This window comes from Chryseobacterium lathyri (genome assembly GCF_003290185.1).
Lineage (GTDB): Bacteria > Bacteroidota > Bacteroidia > Flavobacteriales > Weeksellaceae > Chryseobacterium > Chryseobacterium lathyri.
In genome coordinates this window covers 126,084-142,360 of the sequence record NZ_QNFY01000011.1, presented here as the reverse complement: position 1 = coordinate 142,360, position 16,277 = coordinate 126,084, and the positions used below count along the sequence as shown (strand labels likewise).

14 protein-coding genes are annotated in these 16,277 nt (G+C 37.6%); 7 read left to right on the top strand and 7 right to left on the bottom strand.

The annotated features are described in order from the left end of the window. Positions 1-5: 5 nt before the first annotated feature. The 4 genes from DRF61_RS16285 to DRF61_RS16275 all read right to left on the bottom strand — a co-directional run bounded on the left by DRF61_RS16285 (position 6) and on the right by DRF61_RS16275 (position 3,832). Positions 6-1,733 carry an HAD-IIIC family phosphatase gene (locus DRF61_RS16285; RefSeq protein WP_111958930.1) on the bottom strand — a complete coding sequence of 576 codons (1,728 nt, stop codon included), beginning with the start codon at positions 1,731-1,733 and terminating at the stop codon, positions 6-8. 8 nt (positions 1,734-1,741) lie between these two features. Further along, positions 1,742-1,873, bottom strand: coding sequence for a hypothetical protein (locus tag DRF61_RS23025; RefSeq protein ID WP_262510837.1), 132 nt, complete (start codon positions 1,871-1,873; stop codon positions 1,742-1,744). Positions 1,874-1,903: 30 nt separating this feature from the next. Next, complete coding sequence (locus DRF61_RS16280) at positions 1,904-2,932, bottom strand: acyltransferase family protein (RefSeq protein WP_111958928.1); 1,029 nt, start codon at positions 2,930-2,932, stop codon at positions 1,904-1,906. Between the two features lie 129 nt (positions 2,933-3,061). Beyond that, positions 3,062-3,832: a class I SAM-dependent methyltransferase gene (locus DRF61_RS16275; protein WP_111958926.1), complete on the bottom strand. Its 771-nt coding sequence runs from the start codon at positions 3,830-3,832 to the stop codon at positions 3,062-3,064. Between the two features lie 105 nt (positions 3,833-3,937). Between DRF61_RS16275 and DRF61_RS16270 the strand changes: the two genes are divergently transcribed. From DRF61_RS16270 to DRF61_RS16260, 3 genes are read left to right on the top strand one after another with little or no spacing between them, the layout of a single operon-like run. Further along, positions 3,938-4,480, top strand: coding sequence for an acyltransferase (locus tag DRF61_RS16270; protein ID WP_111958924.1), 543 nt, complete (start codon positions 3,938-3,940; stop codon positions 4,478-4,480). A 6-nt stretch (positions 4,481-4,486) separates the two neighbouring features. After that, a complete protein-coding gene (locus DRF61_RS16265; RefSeq protein WP_111958922.1) occupies positions 4,487-5,326 on the top strand; it encodes a glycosyltransferase family 2 protein in 840 nt (279 codons plus the stop codon). Beyond that, on the top strand, positions 5,326-6,492 hold the full coding sequence (locus DRF61_RS16260) for a glycosyltransferase (RefSeq protein WP_111958920.1): 1,167 nt from the start codon (positions 5,326-5,328) through the stop codon (positions 6,490-6,492). The genes DRF61_RS16265 and DRF61_RS16260 overlap by 1 nt, the downstream gene beginning before the upstream one ends. Here the strand turns inward: DRF61_RS16260 and DRF61_RS16255 are convergent. From DRF61_RS16255 to DRF61_RS16245, 3 genes are read right to left on the bottom strand one after another with little or no spacing between them, the layout of a single operon-like run. Beyond that, on the bottom strand, positions 6,489-7,247 hold the full coding sequence (locus DRF61_RS16255) for an SDR family NAD(P)-dependent oxidoreductase (RefSeq protein WP_111958918.1): 759 nt from the start codon (positions 7,245-7,247) through the stop codon (positions 6,489-6,491). The genes DRF61_RS16260 and DRF61_RS16255 overlap by 4 nt on opposite strands. Beyond that, positions 7,247-7,480, bottom strand: coding sequence for a hypothetical protein (locus DRF61_RS16250; RefSeq protein ID WP_111958916.1), 234 nt, complete (start codon positions 7,478-7,480; stop codon positions 7,247-7,249). Before DRF61_RS16250 ends, DRF61_RS16255 begins: the two co-directional genes overlap by 1 nt. A gap of 30 nt (positions 7,481-7,510) precedes the next feature. Next, a complete protein-coding gene (locus DRF61_RS16245; RefSeq protein ID WP_111958914.1) occupies positions 7,511-8,485 on the bottom strand; it encodes a 3-oxoacyl-ACP synthase III family protein in 975 nt (324 codons plus the stop codon). A gap of 44 nt (positions 8,486-8,529) precedes the next feature. Here DRF61_RS16245 and DRF61_RS16240 point away from each other — a divergent pair, with 44 nt between their 5' ends. The 4 genes from DRF61_RS16240 to DRF61_RS16225 all read left to right on the top strand — a co-directional run bounded on the left by DRF61_RS16240 (position 8,530) and on the right by DRF61_RS16225 (position 16,177). Next, positions 8,530-9,093: a DapH/DapD/GlmU-related protein gene (locus DRF61_RS16240; protein WP_111958912.1), complete on the top strand. Its 564-nt coding sequence runs from the start codon at positions 8,530-8,532 to the stop codon at positions 9,091-9,093. Then, positions 9,094-10,245: a glycosyltransferase gene (locus DRF61_RS16235; RefSeq protein ID WP_111958910.1), complete on the top strand. Its 1,152-nt coding sequence runs from the start codon at positions 9,094-9,096 to the stop codon at positions 10,243-10,245. An 11-nt stretch (positions 10,246-10,256) separates the two neighbouring features. Next, positions 10,257-10,808 (top strand): serine acetyltransferase, encoded by a 552-nt coding sequence (locus DRF61_RS16230; RefSeq protein ID WP_111958908.1) that lies wholly within the window; start codon positions 10,257-10,259, stop codon positions 10,806-10,808. Between the two features lie 437 nt (positions 10,809-11,245). Continuing rightward, positions 11,246-16,177: a T9SS type A sorting domain-containing protein gene (locus DRF61_RS16225; protein WP_111958906.1), complete on the top strand. Its 4,932-nt coding sequence runs from the start codon at positions 11,246-11,248 to the stop codon at positions 16,175-16,177. Positions 16,178-16,277 lie beyond the last annotated feature (100 nt).

Genomic DNA, 16,277 nt, shown 5'->3' with positions numbered 1-16,277 from the left:
TTTATTTAATTTTTATTAATAATATATACTTCTTTTGACTGATATTCGTCGACATTTAGAATCCACTGTCCATTATGCTCGGTAAACCCTAATCTTTCATAATGATCTTTTACCATCTGGTTTTTTGCCGTAGGAAGATATTCTCCCACAACCTTTTTAAATCCATGTTTTCTTGCGGTTTCCACAATAGTATTGAGCGTAAAATCTTCCATTCCTCTCTTCAATACACGGCAGCTCATCAGCCACGTATCTATAAAAAGAGTTTCCGGATCTTTCTTTTCCAAAACAATTACACAGATCAATCCATTATCGCCATATTTATCTTCCAGTGTGAAGGAAATGGTGTAATGATTCCCGGAATTGATCAAGCTGTCGATATCCTGTTCCGTGTATCTCACCGTTCTTAAATTAAACTGATTGGAACGCTGTGTCAGCTGTGAAACTCTAGGTTTTGAAAAGCTGTTGAAAGATTTCACATCTGAAACCATATTCATGCTTTTCAGAAAATCTTTCACATTGGTAAAGCTGTCCAGATCAACTGCTCTCTGTGCTTCAACCTGGTATTGTTTGGTCCGTTCCGCATCATTCTCCGAGAAGCTGGATGTTTCAAAAAGGTTCAGCCCGTATAAATATTCCAGATATTCTGCCGGATCTTCAGGCAATTCGGGAACGCAGACTTCAGGAAGGTTTTCGCGTACGATATTTCTTTCAAACGGATTGTCATCAAGAAACACCATGGAATCAAATCCGATATTAAGAATACTTTGGATTTTCCTGATATTATCCGCTTTATTGTCCCAATTAGCCACAAAAACAGCAATATCATCCAGTTTAAGGACCATATCGGGATGCTTTTCAAAAGGCTCTTTAGCTTTATCTTCATCATTCTTGCTGCAAACAGCCAGGATTACACCCCTTCTCTGAAGTGCTTTGATCCAGTACTGAAACTCAGTGAATGCTTTTCCTATTCCCAAACTCCCTATCTGAATATTTTCCAGGCCGTCATCTCCGATAATTCCGCCCCATGTGGTATTGTCCAGATCCAGAATCAGACATTTCTTAAACTTTCCTTCAAGAGAGGAAATAATATTGTTAATATGGTGGGCAACAATTGGAAGGGCATCCAGGGAAAGCACCATTTCTGTGTTCACATAAATGTTCGGAGAGAACATAAAATCTCTTCCCCACTTATTCTGGATCGAAAGTAGATCTGCAATAAAAAAATTATCATTCTTGATCGCCAGTTCCGCCGAAAGCAAGTAATTGAGTTTATTCAGCTGGAAAACAAAGGATGACTCTACCTTATTGGAAAAGTTACCAAAGATCTGATTATTGATCGCCGGAAAATTACAGTAAATCACCCTACTTTTAGTTCTGTTCTGAATCGTGCGGTAAAGATCCTCAATATAAGAAATCTTGGTTTCCGCAAAAGCAGTCTGTGTATCGTAGGACTTATAATACTGGCTCAATAATTTATGAGAAGATTCAAAGATGGTGGTATAATCTGCGTTGAACTCATAATATTCCGAAGTAGGATCTAAGATCTGCCGTGAAATCTGACCGAAATCAGCTTCAAAAATTTCAAGTTCAAAGCCTTCGTTCATAGCGGTCCCTTTCAAAGCAACATTGAGAAACTGTGTAGCAGTATCACCCAGTAATGCCACCTTGATCTTTTTAAGATGTGGGATATCTCTTCGGAGGCCTTTTTTCAGTTCTGAAAACGTTTTGTACATGAATTCTTTTATTTTATTAAAAATATGAATGTACCAGTCCTCAATGCTGCCAGTTCCGTATTATTTCTTTTAAAGGCTTCCGGATCTTTAGTGTGTCTGTATTCTCTACATGCTTTGGGAACATTCGTATTTTTTTTCATTGTGTTTGTTTTGCTGCAAAAATAAAGATTTTATCTGAGATTTAATTTTTTAAGATAATCTCTAAGTGGTTTTTCAATAAATTGATAGAACAGCATCGAGGTAATGATAAGTACAGCCAGATAAATCCAGAACACACTGTTAATATCAAATTTATAATTTTGTCGTTTCAGAATTTCCCTCAGGATATACAGAATAGGGATATGGGTAATATATACCGCATAACTCGCTTCACCCAAATATTCCAATGGCTTTAACGCCAAAATTTTTGTCACCAGCCCGTTATTCCAGGAAATTAAAAGAATCAGCGGAATAAAAAGCACTGCCATAAGTCCGTTATGATAAAAAAGAGGAACAAAGATGAGTGAAAGCATTACAGATGCAAAGACCAGAATTACAGGAATATCATAATTTTTCTGCTTAAAATTATTCACAAAGAATAATCCGGCAAGGTTTCCCACCAAAAATTCACTTACATGCATCAGCGGGAAATAATATAGAAATTCATGGCTTTCCGTATGTGGACCTTTGTAGGATGGTGAAGCTTCATAGAGATGGGAGAATACCTGAGTAATAATCCACAGCACAATACCTGCCACCCAGATGCTTTTATTTTTTTTGGAGTAAAAATAATTATACAGCACCGGGAAAATCAGATAAAAAAGAAATTCCACAGAAATAGACCATCCCGGAAAATTCAGGATCATTGCCTTACCCGGAATCCAGCTCTGCAGCCCGAACAGATATAAAAAAACATTGATAATGCTGAAATTTGAATATCTGGTGACCAGGTAGAGCAGCAGTCCCACTACATATAACGGATAGATCCTTGCAAACCTGTTTTTATAATATTCAATATAGTCTATTTTTTCTTTTTTATGATAGGCTACGATCATAATAAATCCAGAAAGAATAAAAAAGTAGCTTACCCCAACATTCGCCTTTAAAAAGATATTTGAAATATAATCTGTTTTATAAACAAACATATCTTTATTAAAATGAGAAATAACTATAGCTATAGCTGCAAGGAATCTGGTAAAGGTAATCTGGCTTATCTTCATTCACAAGAACTGTTCAACAGTTTTATAATAATATTAGTTAGGGATAAAAATATTAGAAGACCTTTAAACACTTTCCCGCCCGTCATGAAAATACGGCCGGACATCCCGAACAATTAATCTTCTTTAAAACTATTTGACAAAAACCCCGATATACTTCCCTTCATATTCCACTACCGTTGTTTCTATACTGTTTTTTTCACAGAAATCCTGGTAAGCAGAATTGTCACCAATATCGTCACTGATGAAAACGCCTCCTTTTTTCAGATGCTTATACAGCTCATCATAGGCCCACATTCTCCCGTTGTAACTCTTATCAGAATCGTAATGAAGGACATCAAAAACTGAGTTTTCAGCAAAAATCTTAGGCAGCGATTCTTTATCTGCAAAACGGAATAATTTCCAATTTTTTTTAAGGTTTTGCGGCACCACGTAGCCTACATATTGATCTCCATCCTGTGCCAGGTATGGCATATCCGAACTATACAGTGTTCCGTCTCTTTTTGTAAGAGACAGAAGTGAGGCCAGCGATGACCATCCATATGCTACACCTGTTTCCACGACATGCTTTGCATTGGAAAATTCACATGCATAATACATCAGCTCCAAAGCACCGGGACCACCCATTTTTACAGGACATGCCTTTTCCTTTTGTTCTGCAGTTTTTAATACTTCTGCATAATCTTTACGAAAAGCATCTATATCAAACCCAAACAATTTTGAAACAGCCTCTGCCTGGGAAACAGCTTTTCCGGCAGCCCAGGAATTTGTTTTTTCCTTTCCTTTGAAAGCATTGCCTCTGTTGACTGTATTTTTAATTATTTTCCGGCCCAGTTCCGGATAAAGATCAGGTCTTTTCAAATACCCTATAAATGTCTTGAGAACCCTTGTTATTTCACTCACTGTGTTGTATTTAATACCGCAAAAATAAATATTTTTTTCTCAATTATGTAAAAACAGATTATATTTGTGAGGCCCAAGTGAAATAAAAAAATTAAAAACTCCTGTATGTTCTACAATTTTTTCGAAAAAATATACAGAAGGCAGCAGCTTTCTATTCTGAAAAAAAACCCTAAAGTATTTTTTGAAAATATCAGATTGGGCGTGGGTGGACGCTTTATCCTGGATAAGGATATAAAAAGCATGAGCATCGGAAAGTCTGTGGAATTCAGAAATTACACTTGTATCCTGATGATGAAAGATGCCAACTTAGAAATAGGTAACCATTTTTTCATGAATAACTTCTGCTCGATCAACTGTCTTGAACATATTTCAATTGGTGAAAATACATTGTTTGGTGAAAATGTCAGACTTTATGATCATAACCATACCTATGACACTTCTCCTACCTTCAAGCTCCATTCTTCTAAATTTACTAAAGCTCCCATAAAAATAGGCAGCAACTGCTGGCTGGGAAGTAATGTTACAGTGCTGAAAGGTGTTACAATAGGTGACAACTGCATTATCGGAGCAGGATGTACCATATTCAAAGATGTTCCTGCCAATACGCAGGTTGTTAACAAGCAGGATTTAGTATTCAATTCCCTTTAAATTCAGATGAAATTCTCAATACTTATTGCCCATTACAATAATGCTATGCTGTTCAAAGACTGTTACAGCTCATTACTTGCCCAGACCTACAAAAATTGGGAAGCCATCATTCTGGACGATGCCTCGTCTGATGAAGAAAAGACACAGATAAAAGCCATCATTGCCGGTGACGAACGGTTTAAATTCTTCGAAAATGAACAAAATTCCGGCGTGGGAGTTACCAAAAGTAAACTTATTGATCTTGCTTCGGGAGACATCTGCGGCTTTGTAGACCCTGACGATGCTATTCTTCCTCATGCTATTGAAAAGGCAATAAATGTATTCGTGCAGAAAAAGAACGTAGTATTGGCCTATTCGCGATTTATGAGCTGTGATAAGGATCTGAAGCCTATCGCTCCGTTTAAATCTGCCATGCAGGTACAGAATAAAGATCCGTATTTTTTTAATTATCCTATTCAGATTGCTCATTTTGTGACGTTCAGAAAAGATATTTATGAACAGACTGAGAAAATGAATGCTGCGCTGAAAATCTCTGAGGATCAGGATCTCTATTTAAAGATGTATGAAAAAGGCGATGTTTATTTTATCGACGACACCAATTATCTTTACAGAACCCATACAGGCGGAATTTCACAAAACGAGAATAAAGCAAAATCTTACGAATATTTTGCCCAGGTGGTTTTCAATGCGATGAAGCGAAGGAATATTAAAAGCATAAACGGGATGAAAATTCCGGAAACTTATACCGGACAGCAGGAAATTTTCAAACTATTGGAATACCAGAATTCGGTTCCATATAGGATAAAAAGAAAAATCTCTATTACTTTACAAAAACTTTTCAGGTAATGCCAGCAGAAAATCAGAAAATAAAAGTCCTTTTCAGACACCGTTCCATGGAAATGGGCGGCGTGGAAAAAGTAATCCTCAGTATTCTTAATAATCTCAGTCCTGAAAAATTTGATATAACCGTATGTCTGAATCTGAATCAGGGTGAGCTAAGGGATGAATTCCCTAAACACGTTAAAAAGGTATATTTTGCTGACGGAAAAGAAGATTTATCCAAAAATCCTTTGATCCAAAAAATCCAATTGATTCGCAGAAGGTTAAAACTTTCCCGCGCACTGAAAAGCCATACAATCTCTGACCGTCTTTTAGGAAACAAAAAATTCGATATAGAGATCGCTCCTACTTATTCAGCATTTTCATCTGTTATCAATTCCAGCAACAAAGCCTCTAAGAAATTAGGATGGTTTCACTCTGAAATTAATCTTCCTAAATTACAGCCACTGGTTCCTGATATTCTGGATAATTTCTCACAGTTTGACCATATGATTTACTGTTCGCAGAAAATCAAGGATCTGATGCATACCTATTATCCGGAACTGAAGTATCCTGAAGAAAGTGTAGTGATCAATGCCATTCCTATTGACGAAATCAAGAGAAAAGCACAGGAAAAAATAGAAACTCTTCCTCAGGGCCCTGTTTTTGTTTCCGTAGGACGTCTTCACGACAGAAAAGGATACCATAAACTTATTGATGCCCACAAAAGATTAATTGATGAAGGCTACCATCATAATATTATCGTTATAGGCAGCGGTGAAGAAATGAAAAACCTTACCGAGCAGATCCGGATAAATAATGTTCAGGATACGTTTATTTTGAGTGGTAATAAGATGAATCCCTATCCTTATGTAAAAAATGCGGACTATTTTATTCTGCCTTCCGAATCTGAAGCCTGGCCGCTGGTAATCGCTGAAGCTTTAATACTTCAGAAGCCTATTATTGCTACCGATACAGGAGATGTAGGAGTGATGATCAAAGACCGAGAAACCGGTTACCTCATCAATTATGAAACGAATGAGATGTATGCTGCCATGAAGACTTTTCTTACAGATCCGGAGCTTATTGCCAGGATCAGAAAAAACCTGGAAACTATAGAAGACCAGTTTGACAATCAGAAAATCTTTAGTGCAGTGGAAGGAATTCTTGAAGATCTCTACAAAAAAAATTAATGGGCGGAATATCCTCCGTCCACGACAAGATTCGAGCCTGTAATCCATTTTGAGGCATCCGAAAGCAGGAAAATACAAGCGTTGGCTACATCTTCAGGCTGCCCTATTCCCAACGGATGTTTTTTAATGATCTCTTCTGCAGCCTCCTCACCAACGTTTTCAAACATTTTTTCCAGTATTGGCGTATTTACCATTGCCGGACTTATGCTGTTCACCCTTATTCCACTTCTTGAAAGCTCCATAGCCATAGACCGGGCGCCTGCGATCACGGCACCTTTACTTGCTGAATAAGCTGATTTTCCTATTTCGCCCACCATTCCTGCTACTGAGGAAATGAAGACAAAACTGGCAACTTCACTTTTATATTTTTTGAGGGATAAATTTTTGGCAATTTCAAAACCAGATATGGCATTGACTGCAAAAATATCTGCATAAAGCTGGGGAGTATGTTTTTTCAGAGGAAGTGTTTTTTCTATCCCCGCACAGTGGATGAATCCTGAGATTTTACCTAAAACCGATACTTTTTCAGCGATCAGTTCTTCAAGATTTTCAGCTCTGGTGATATCTGCAATAATGGTTTCAGCTTTGCTATCCGGAGCCAGCAGAGATACTGTTTTCTGCAGCTCTTCTTCGTTTCTGGCAATAAGGATAAGATCTGCTCCGCTCTTGCTGCATTCTACAGAACAGCTTCTCCCGATACCGGAAGAAGCTCCTGTAATAAGAATTATTTTGTCTTTTAAAGAAAACTGATTCACTAATCTTCGAAGTTTTCTTTACCGATAATATTCATAAGATCAGAAACAGTTTCTATATCTTTAAAATAATTTGAATCAATTTTCTTATCGAAACTCTCATCAACAAATGCAATTACAGAAAGCAGGCTGATGGAATCATAGCTTTCCAGCTGTTTTAAGTTTGTTTCGATTGTTAATGTTTCCTTTTCTTCTAATTCTTCTTGCAATTTCTCTAAAAAAACGGATGTCTTCATATATTTTATTTTACTACATTATATTCTATTTCAAGTTTCCAGCACGGTTGCTCCCCAGGAATATCCTACTCCAAAACCTGCCATCAATACCCTGTCTCCTTTTTTCAGCCTTCCCTTTTCCATCATATCTTTCAGGGCAATTGGAATGGTTGCCGAAACAGTATTTCCAGTGTTTTCCATATCGATATAAAACTTTTCTGCCGGTATTTTAGTTTTCTTCCTTAAATAATTCAGCATAAAAGAATTGGCCTGATGGAAAACAAAATGATCAATATCTTCCATCGTCAGCCCATTTGTTTCCAAGGTTTCCTTTACCAGTCCCGGAATATTTTCGATGGTAAAATTAAAAATTTCGGGTCCGTTCATGTAAAGATTCTCCGGATCAAAATCATTTTCAGGATTAAGTTCAAAATCTTTTTTGAAAGCTCCTTTCTTTACAATAAGATTTTCGGCACCACTCCCGTCTGTACCCAGGCAGAACTGATAATCCTTAGCATTTTCATCCTTCTCTACAATTACAGAAGCTGATGCGTCCCCGAATATGCTTCGGTTGGCTTTATCTTTTGGATTGATATGCTTTGTATAGGTTTCTGATGTGATCAGTAAAATACTTTTCGCAATACCGGCTGCTACCAATCCTTTAGCAAAAGCCAGTCCATAAATGAATCCGGAGCATCCAAGATTAAAATCCATTGCTCCGATATTCCTTCTAAGGCCCAGTCTATCCTGAAGAATACAGGCGGTAGTGGGAAGAAAATAATCCGGACTCTGGGTACAAAAGAGAATAAAATCGACCTTATTCCTGTCATAGTTCGCGAAAAGTTTTTCTGAAGATTTTACAGCAAGCTCAAGAACAGTTTCGTTGTCTGAAGAAATATGGCGCTGTCTGATCCCTATTTTTTCATGAATTCTATCAGAGCTCCAGTCAGGAAATTCTTTCTCAAGATCCTCGTTGGTCAGAACCTTATCGGGCAAATAATATTCTATTTTGGAAACTTTTATCATAGAAATTCTTTTTCTTTGTAAAAATAAAAAACAAATTCACAATAATGATGCTCCTATTTAGAATCATATTGAAAATCCGTTCCCTGTATGAAGACTTAGTGAAAAATGCTGCTATAAAAGTAGCCATTCATCGAGGAATGAAAGTTGGTAACAATCTGTATGTTCAAGGTATTCCAAACTTTGGCTCAGAATGTTTTCTTATAGAAATGGGTGATAATGTAACGATTGCAGAAGGTGTTTCTTTCATCAATCACGGCGGAGATGGCCGGGTAACCAAAAGAATTGAGAAATATAAAAACGGAAGAACTTTCGGAAGAATAAAAATCGGCAACAATACTTTTATTGGAAAAGGCACTATTCTTTTACCCGGGGTTTCTATCGGAAGCAATTGTATTGTAGGTTCATTAAGTGTTGTCAGCAGTTCCATTCCTGATAATTCAGTGTATGCAGGAGCTCCTGCAAAATTTATCTGTACCATTGAGCAGTATGGCGAAAAATTATTAGACAACAATACGGTTTACCCTTTAGAGCTGGAAGCTGACCGATCTGCTTTAGAAAAATACCTCATCAAAAATCTCCCTCACAATTATAAACCCGTAAAAAAATAAATGTCACAAAAAAAGAAAGTTCTTATTCGTATAGGCTCTCTCCGGCATGGCGGTGCAGAAAAAGTTCTCATCAACTTTCTCAAAAACCTTCCTGAAGATAAATATGAAATAGACCTGCTGATCAATCTTTATACAGGAATGTATATCAAGGAGGTTCCGTCATGGGTCAATCTGCAATATCTTCTTAAGGGTGAGATGATTACCACCAACAGACCTCACGAAATCCCTGTGAAAGCATTCAGAGTGCTTTATCAGAAGCTATTTCTCTGGTTTCCGGCTCTTCTTTACCGGTTTATTCTGAAAAATAAAAAGTACGATGTGGAAATAGCAGCTATTCACGGAATGTACAGAGAACTTCTTTCCAGTCCTCAAAAGGATTCAAAAAAAATTATCTGGATACAGAACGACATTTTTAATCTGAAAGAATATACGCCGGATGTGATCAGACAGCTTTTCCGCTTTGACAGGATACTGGTTATTTCCAATAAGCTGAAAGAGGAAATGCAGAAGGTGGCAAAAACTGATATGGAAAAGCAGGCGGTTATTAAAATTTATAACCCGATAGATAAAGATGATACTCTCAACAAGGCAAATACAGCAATTGATGATTATCCCTTTTCCAGTAGTCTTCCTACTTTTATCACCATTGGAACGGTTTATCCGCAGAAAGGCTACGACAGGCTTCTGGAAGTGCATAAAAAACTGATCGACGAGGGACTGAAACACCAGATTATCATTATTGGTGATGGTTTTGATTTTGAAAATATTCAGGCCAAGCTTAACCAATTGGGTCTTCAGGAAACTGTGAAGATGCTAGGCTTTAGAAGTAATCCCTACCCTTATCTGAAAAGGGCAGATTTTTATGTGATGTCTTCAAGACATGAAGGTTTCCCTACCATTATCGCGGAAGCTTTGATTTTGAACAAACCAATTGTCTCTACAGATGTTTCTGGAATAAAAGATCTTCTCCAGGAAGGAAAATTGGGTGTCATTATTCCAAATTCAGAGGATGGAATTTATGAGGGGATGAAGAAGCTTCTTACCAACCATGAGCTTGCAGCTCACTATGAAAAAGAAATTGCAATGACTGATCTGCCTTTTGTACTGCAGAAATCTGTGGCACAGCTTCAGGAAATCATTGATGAATTATAAAAAAACTTAAAATGGATTATACTGTCATACAAAAGGATTTTTACAGGGAAAGCGGAAAATGGCTCTCTTCATTTGAGATCTTGAAAAAATGTATCAATCCGAATCTGCATTTTATTTATATCCTAAGAAAAGCTCAGAAATATAATAAAAAGCCTGTTTTAGGAATATTCTGGAAGTTTGTCCTCAGACATTATCAAATAAAATACGGCTATCAGATTTATCCCGAAACGGAAATTGGAGAAGGGTTTTACTTAGGCCACTGGGGAAGCTTAGTGATCAATCCTAAAGCTAAAATCGGGAAAAACTGCAATATTGCGCAAGGCGTTACGATCGGCCAACAAAACAGAGGTAAGCTTCAAGGTTTCCCTACAATTTGTGATGAAGTATGGATAGGAGCCAATGCCGTAATTGTAGGTGGAATTACTATCGGAAACAATGTTTTAATTGCACCCAATTCGTATGTTAATTTTGATGTTCCTGCCAATTCTGTGGTAGTTGGAAATCCCGGAACAATTTACCCGACAGAAAGTGCTACGGAAGCTTATATCAATAATAAAATATAAAAAATCCTTGTTATAAATTTATAAATCTATATAACATTTTCCTTAAAATTTAATTCCCCTATTGTAGGGAAATATTTTTTTATCGACTTTTGTTAAAAAGTTTTTAAGATTTGAGCAAGCTTAAAATTTTAAACTCTTTTCAAAAAAACACAATATAACTTTAAAACACAACAACATGGAAAAAAATTCACTTTCTAAGCATGGCGCAGTTTTCTATATTGCCCCATTTTTATCATTCCTGAAACCTGTTTTCACGAATCTGATCTAAATCACCAACCTAGTCTTTAATATAAGAAACGGTAAATATTTTATTTATTGCAAAGCTCCATTTACCAATAACCAGGTTGGGATTAGAATATTGTTGTTTTTAGTTATTCACTACAGCTTATTAAGCCTAGTATCCTATTTCGCACAAAAACACTTTTAATTTTATACGTATGAAAAAAAAATCGACACTAAAGATTTTTGCTGCAGTATTTTATATTGCATCGTCTCATGCTTTCCCGAGGGCAATTCCCGTTCCCGGACATCATGAGACCAGTATTGGATTCAAATACAGGGCACCTCTCCCACCGAGTGTCTATGATCTGGATCCTCTTATCGTCATTCCACAAAATGTGAATGAAAAGGGGTTAGTGGTTATTAAAGGAAACTTCCAGAAACCCAATACCGCCGGAGATGTAAAAGTTACCATCAAGTACAAAGACGCCCAAAACAACTGGGTCTCTTTATGGTGTAAGACTTTTGCCGGAAACTATGAATATAATGAAGAGCTTACAGCCAATTTTGAATTACCTCAATCGGCTTTGAATATGCACTCCGTTAAGGTTGAATTAAGCTCAGACGCCACCATTACCAACTGGCAGTCCGTCATTTGGGACAAAACCGTAAGCCATTACAAACAATCGAATTATGCTTACGCCAATTGCGACCTGGATGAAAATCAATACACTATTCTATTCACGCCTAAAAAAAACGGAACCGTTTTATACAACTCCAACGGAACCGTTTCGGGAGTAAAAGACAGGGTGACTTCGCAGCATTTGGCAAGAAAGCTGGATGACATTGTTTTATCTTTCCAGGGAAATGCAGCATTGGATAATGCCAACGCTAATTCACCGGTTGTTAATATTACAAACCCTAATAATCTTGCTACTATTGCAAGTTCCCAAAAATATATTTATCAGAATAGTGATACAAGTCCCTTTGAGTTCTCTTATCACGATCCTGTTTATATGTTTGCAGGAAAATTTTCTAATGAAAGTTTCTTTATTAACTTCAGTAACTGGTTCTTACCTCCGGAAGAAGGAGGAGAAGACTGGGGAAGAGGATATTTAGACTTTACCAATCCTAATTCTCTTCTTAACAGATACTACAACCTTTATAATTACATCAATGAAAAGCTGGGTGATGTTTTCACCAATCAGCAGCCGGTAGTTATTGTAATTAGTAAGATTACTGGATTAAGAGTTTATAAAGCTAATGGACAATACGTTTCCCTTACTGCCATAAGCAACTATAATACTACTGATGATTTTGGCTACCCTCCACTTAATAACAAACAAAGAGGGCCGGGTTCTGAGAACTTTTCATTAAGTAATACTTCCCAGGCTTCGCTGTATGGTGTTGGAGCTATTAGAAACCGAAAAGTGATCACTGGCTGGAATGGTCCGTCCAGACCTTTGATGGATATAGAAAGTGAGATCAACAAATTTATAAAATATGTAGGAATTTTCGGAAATCCAACCACGGAGGATTGTCCTGTTACCTGCTTTACTATAAATGCCGGCGCTCAATCTGATTATGCAGACTGGACCAAAGCTCCGAACAGTTATATCTTCACAGGTAAGGATCCAAAAAACAATACTAATGTGGACGGTCTTTATATTCCTGTGAAAAAAGCTCACGAAATGTGGTCCAAAGGTGGAGATTTTATGAAGGATGACAGTGGCAACTATACACCTATTCCTGAGCAGGGACTTGCAAAGGCAGGACTATATTGGGAAGATGAACCAGGACTTATAAAATCCGTTGCTTTAGAAGGGACAGGAGAAAATGCCAGGATCAAGGTAATGGTCAACAAAGTAAAAGAAGGTAATGCAGTAATATCATACAAAGTAAATGACAAAATCTACTGGTCATGGCACGTATGGGTTACCGATGATCCGGGAATCAATGGAAGTACCTACCATCATGGTTTTGAAAAGAATAAAGATGGAAATACCGTGACGAACTGGAAATGGATGGACAGAAACCTGGGTGCTACCAATGCAAGTTTCGTTGGAAACGACTGGCATAAATCCGCCGGACTTCAATATCAGTGGGGAAGAAAAGACCCGTTCCCGCCATTCGGACTTAAAGACTTAAGCCTGTATCCTATTAATGGAGAGATCAATTTAAATTATAATGATCCGGCTTTCCAGTCTAAATTCATAAAAGTAAGAGGTAATAAATATTCTACCCAAATCAATACGGGGACAGATACGCCAAACGGAAACATCCGGTTTTCCATTCAAAACCCTATCAGCTTTATTGCAACACCAATTTTTGTTGCTACAAAAGACCAGACATTATCAAATGATGGTGAAGACTTTTTAAAACAGAACGGTGATAACAGCTGGACATCAGTAGGAATCACCACATGGTTCTCGAAACAAAAATATAAGAAATATGAACCTCCTTACCGTGAAAATATAATCGCGTGGGATCTTTGGGGAGATACACGTCAGGGTAACTATTCCGATATAGACGATGCTGTTGTTGGGGAAGCCAGTACCAGATACGCATTGAAATCATCATATGACCCATGTCCGTGTAACTGGAGAGTCCCTTCAAGTTATTTTTCAGGAGGAAGAAATTCCGGAACTCCAATGCCGGATGAAAACAGATACAGCCCTTGGGGAAAACATACCGGAAATACCGTTAACCCGGAATTCAATGCTACTACATTAAACGCAGACTATCCGGGCATAAAGGTTTATCCTCAGTTTGGATTCGATTTTTCAGGGGTTTCAGGAATGAATCTGGGCAAATTCCCTATTAATGGAAATTATGAATCATACCCAAATGGAACAGGTCCATTAAAATACGGAACTGGATGGATCACACCAGTTCTTAATTTCCAGGATCAGAGTGCTGATGGAGGTTTATTAACTTCTACATTCATGACTGCCTCTGAAGTTATCAATGGCGTACGTTATCCTTCATTCGGAGCTGCCGGACTGGCTTTAATATCAGATCCTTTGAGCGGATCCAAGCCAAGACCGGGATGGCACAGATTCTCAAGCAGTGCTTATACAGGCAGCGGTGGTGTTCGTTGTATTTATGACCCTAACGCCGCTTCTATGTCGCAGGAATTTGACACTCAATATGTTTATTCAGGAAGCGAGATTTATTCTACTGAAACTTTAAAATCATGGACCAAACTTCCAAACAGTTATGTAGAATATACCAATTCTGACCTGGTAACACCCAATCCAAACGGAAATAATATAGATCCAAACAGGGATAATGACAGGATTATTGATATCCCTTTAAGAAAGGCATATGCAATGTATAAACTCCATTTAAGTACGGACTTCTCTTTCCCGGCAGACGGCACGAAAACCTCATCCGTAGTCTGGACCACCAATACGGGTCTGATCAAAACAATGGAAATTATAGGTGGAGACGGCCCTATAGAGAGCGCCATATTAAGAGTTACCTTAAATTCAAAAACATATGGTAATGCTGTGGTTGCGTTCCACATGGGTAGTGGAACCTGGTCAGCAAACAAGCATAATGATCCGGTATTATGGAGCTGGCATATATGGGCACCAAGATCCATAATCACAAAGTATGATGTAGATCCTGAAAACGCTGGGAATGGAGGGGTTATTCCTGCTAACGAGCAGTTTGTAGATCCAATGACCAGTGCAGGTGTACCAATGAAAACGACCTTTATGGACAGGGATCTCGGAGCCAAAGATAAGCTGGTGAATGAGCATATTTATGAACCTTCTGGTTCCGTATTTGCATCAGGTCTGGCTGCTCCTACTACAGCTAGCTTTCCTACAGGAAATCCTGCCGTATTAGCCAGACTAGCTCAAATAAGTGAAAGTGGAGGTTTACACTATCAATGGGGCAGAAAAGATCCATTGCCAGTGTTTTACAATCCGGGACCGTCTTATTATAACTATGGGACCAATTACGCTGCATATAATGTATTCAGACAAAATAACCCTGCCAATGCTACTACCGGGGCAATACCTTATACAGCTAATATGCCTGAATCAGATTATTTAACTTCTTATACTCAGGCTTATCCTACCTATTCAGCTGCCGCTAATGTTTCTACATCCGATTCAAAAGCAGATAAACTGAAGAAAATAGTAAAGTATTCTGTTAACAACCCACTAAATTATCTATATCAAACCGATACAGCAAAATTAGACTGGGTTTCTGATGAGAATGGAAACATGCCGGAAAGATGGGGGCATGCTACCGAAAAATCTGCATACGATCCATGTCCTGCAGGCTGGAGAATAGTAGATCTTGAAAGCGTTTCTACTGGAATTATCCTTGGTAATTTTATTTCAAAAGGAAATACACCTTGGTTCTATAATAAGCAATTTAATACTGCTTATGGTGTAGATCCGGGAGATATCAATGCACTGGTGAAATATGAAAATTATGACCCGGCTAAATATAACTATATCGGCGGTACTCTATATGCCTATTATTCAGGAAAAGGAGCCGTAGTTTACGGATATATATTAAATAGACCAGAATACAATATAGGTTTATTTCCTAATACGGGTATAAGAGGTTTTAACGGAGGTAATGCGATGAGCGATTATCTTAATGGTACCTCAGGTTTAAAGGCTTTCCAGTATTCTGGTATCTGGACATCTGCCAGCCAGGGTAGCGGTGGAAGCTCTTTAGGGATGCTATTTAAAACAACTTCCAATCCTTATTATTTCTTAACGCCAACATTCGGTTTCCGTCCTCAGGCAGCTATGTCCTGCCGTTGTGCCGAAATTAAATACGATGCCAATGGAAATGAAATAGGAAGGTATGAACCGTTCACCATCCCAGTTGCGCCAAATGCTTTAGCTAAGGCAAACGATGTTCTTTCAAAAACAGTGATCAAGGAAAAAGTAGCTCAGAACAAACTTGAGTTCTTCCCGAATCCTGTGAAGAATATGCTGTATATCAAAGGAAATGATATCGCTAAAGAATATTATTATCAGATTTACAACCTATCCGGTCAGCTGGTAAAATCAGGTAAGTTTGAAAACGAAAGAACAGATCTTTCATCTTTAATATCCGGAATTTATTTAGTAAGAATCAATAATTCTGAAACAATAGTGAAAATTATTAAACAATAACAGATAACAACTGGTTAAAATTTGAACCGCCTCAAAAATGAGGCGGTTTTTTTATAGAATTAAGAATATTTTAATCCTCAATTTTAATGTTTATCATTTA

What these genes read in the sequence shown, in the direction of transcription:
- DRF61_RS16245 (WP_111958914.1), bottom strand. Translation starts at nt 8,485, where the DNA reads ATGATAAAAGTTTCCAAAATAGAATATTATTTGCCCGATAAGGTTCTG.
- DRF61_RS16285 (WP_111958930.1), bottom strand. Translation starts at nt 1,733, where the DNA reads ATGTACAAAACGTTTTCAGAACTGAAAAAAGGCCTCCGAAGAGATATC.
- DRF61_RS16230 (WP_111958908.1), top strand. Translation starts at nt 10,257, where the DNA reads ATGGATTATACTGTCATACAAAAGGATTTTTACAGGGAAAGCGGAAAA.
- DRF61_RS16240 (WP_111958912.1), top strand. Translation starts at nt 8,530, where the DNA reads ATGATGCTCCTATTTAGAATCATATTGAAAATCCGTTCCCTGTATGAA.
- DRF61_RS16270 (WP_111958924.1), top strand. Translation starts at nt 3,938, where the DNA reads ATGTTCTACAATTTTTTCGAAAAAATATACAGAAGGCAGCAGCTTTCT.
- DRF61_RS16225 (WP_111958906.1), top strand. Translation starts at nt 11,246, where the DNA reads ATGAAAAAAAAATCGACACTAAAGATTTTTGCTGCAGTATTTTATATT.
- DRF61_RS16250 (WP_111958916.1), bottom strand. Translation starts at nt 7,480, where the DNA reads ATGAAGACATCCGTTTTTTTAGAGAAATTGCAAGAAGAATTAGAAGAA.
- DRF61_RS16280 (WP_111958928.1), bottom strand. Translation starts at nt 2,932, where the DNA reads ATGAAGATAAGCCAGATTACCTTTACCAGATTCCTTGCAGCTATAGCT.
- DRF61_RS16235 (WP_111958910.1), top strand. Translation starts at nt 9,094, where the DNA reads ATGTCACAAAAAAAGAAAGTTCTTATTCGTATAGGCTCTCTCCGGCAT.
- DRF61_RS23025 (WP_262510837.1), bottom strand. Translation starts at nt 1,873, where the DNA reads ATGAAAAAAAATACGAATGTTCCCAAAGCATGTAGAGAATACAGACAC.
- DRF61_RS16260 (WP_111958920.1), top strand. Translation starts at nt 5,326, where the DNA reads ATGCCAGCAGAAAATCAGAAAATAAAAGTCCTTTTCAGACACCGTTCC.
- DRF61_RS16265 (WP_111958922.1), top strand. Translation starts at nt 4,487, where the DNA reads ATGAAATTCTCAATACTTATTGCCCATTACAATAATGCTATGCTGTTC.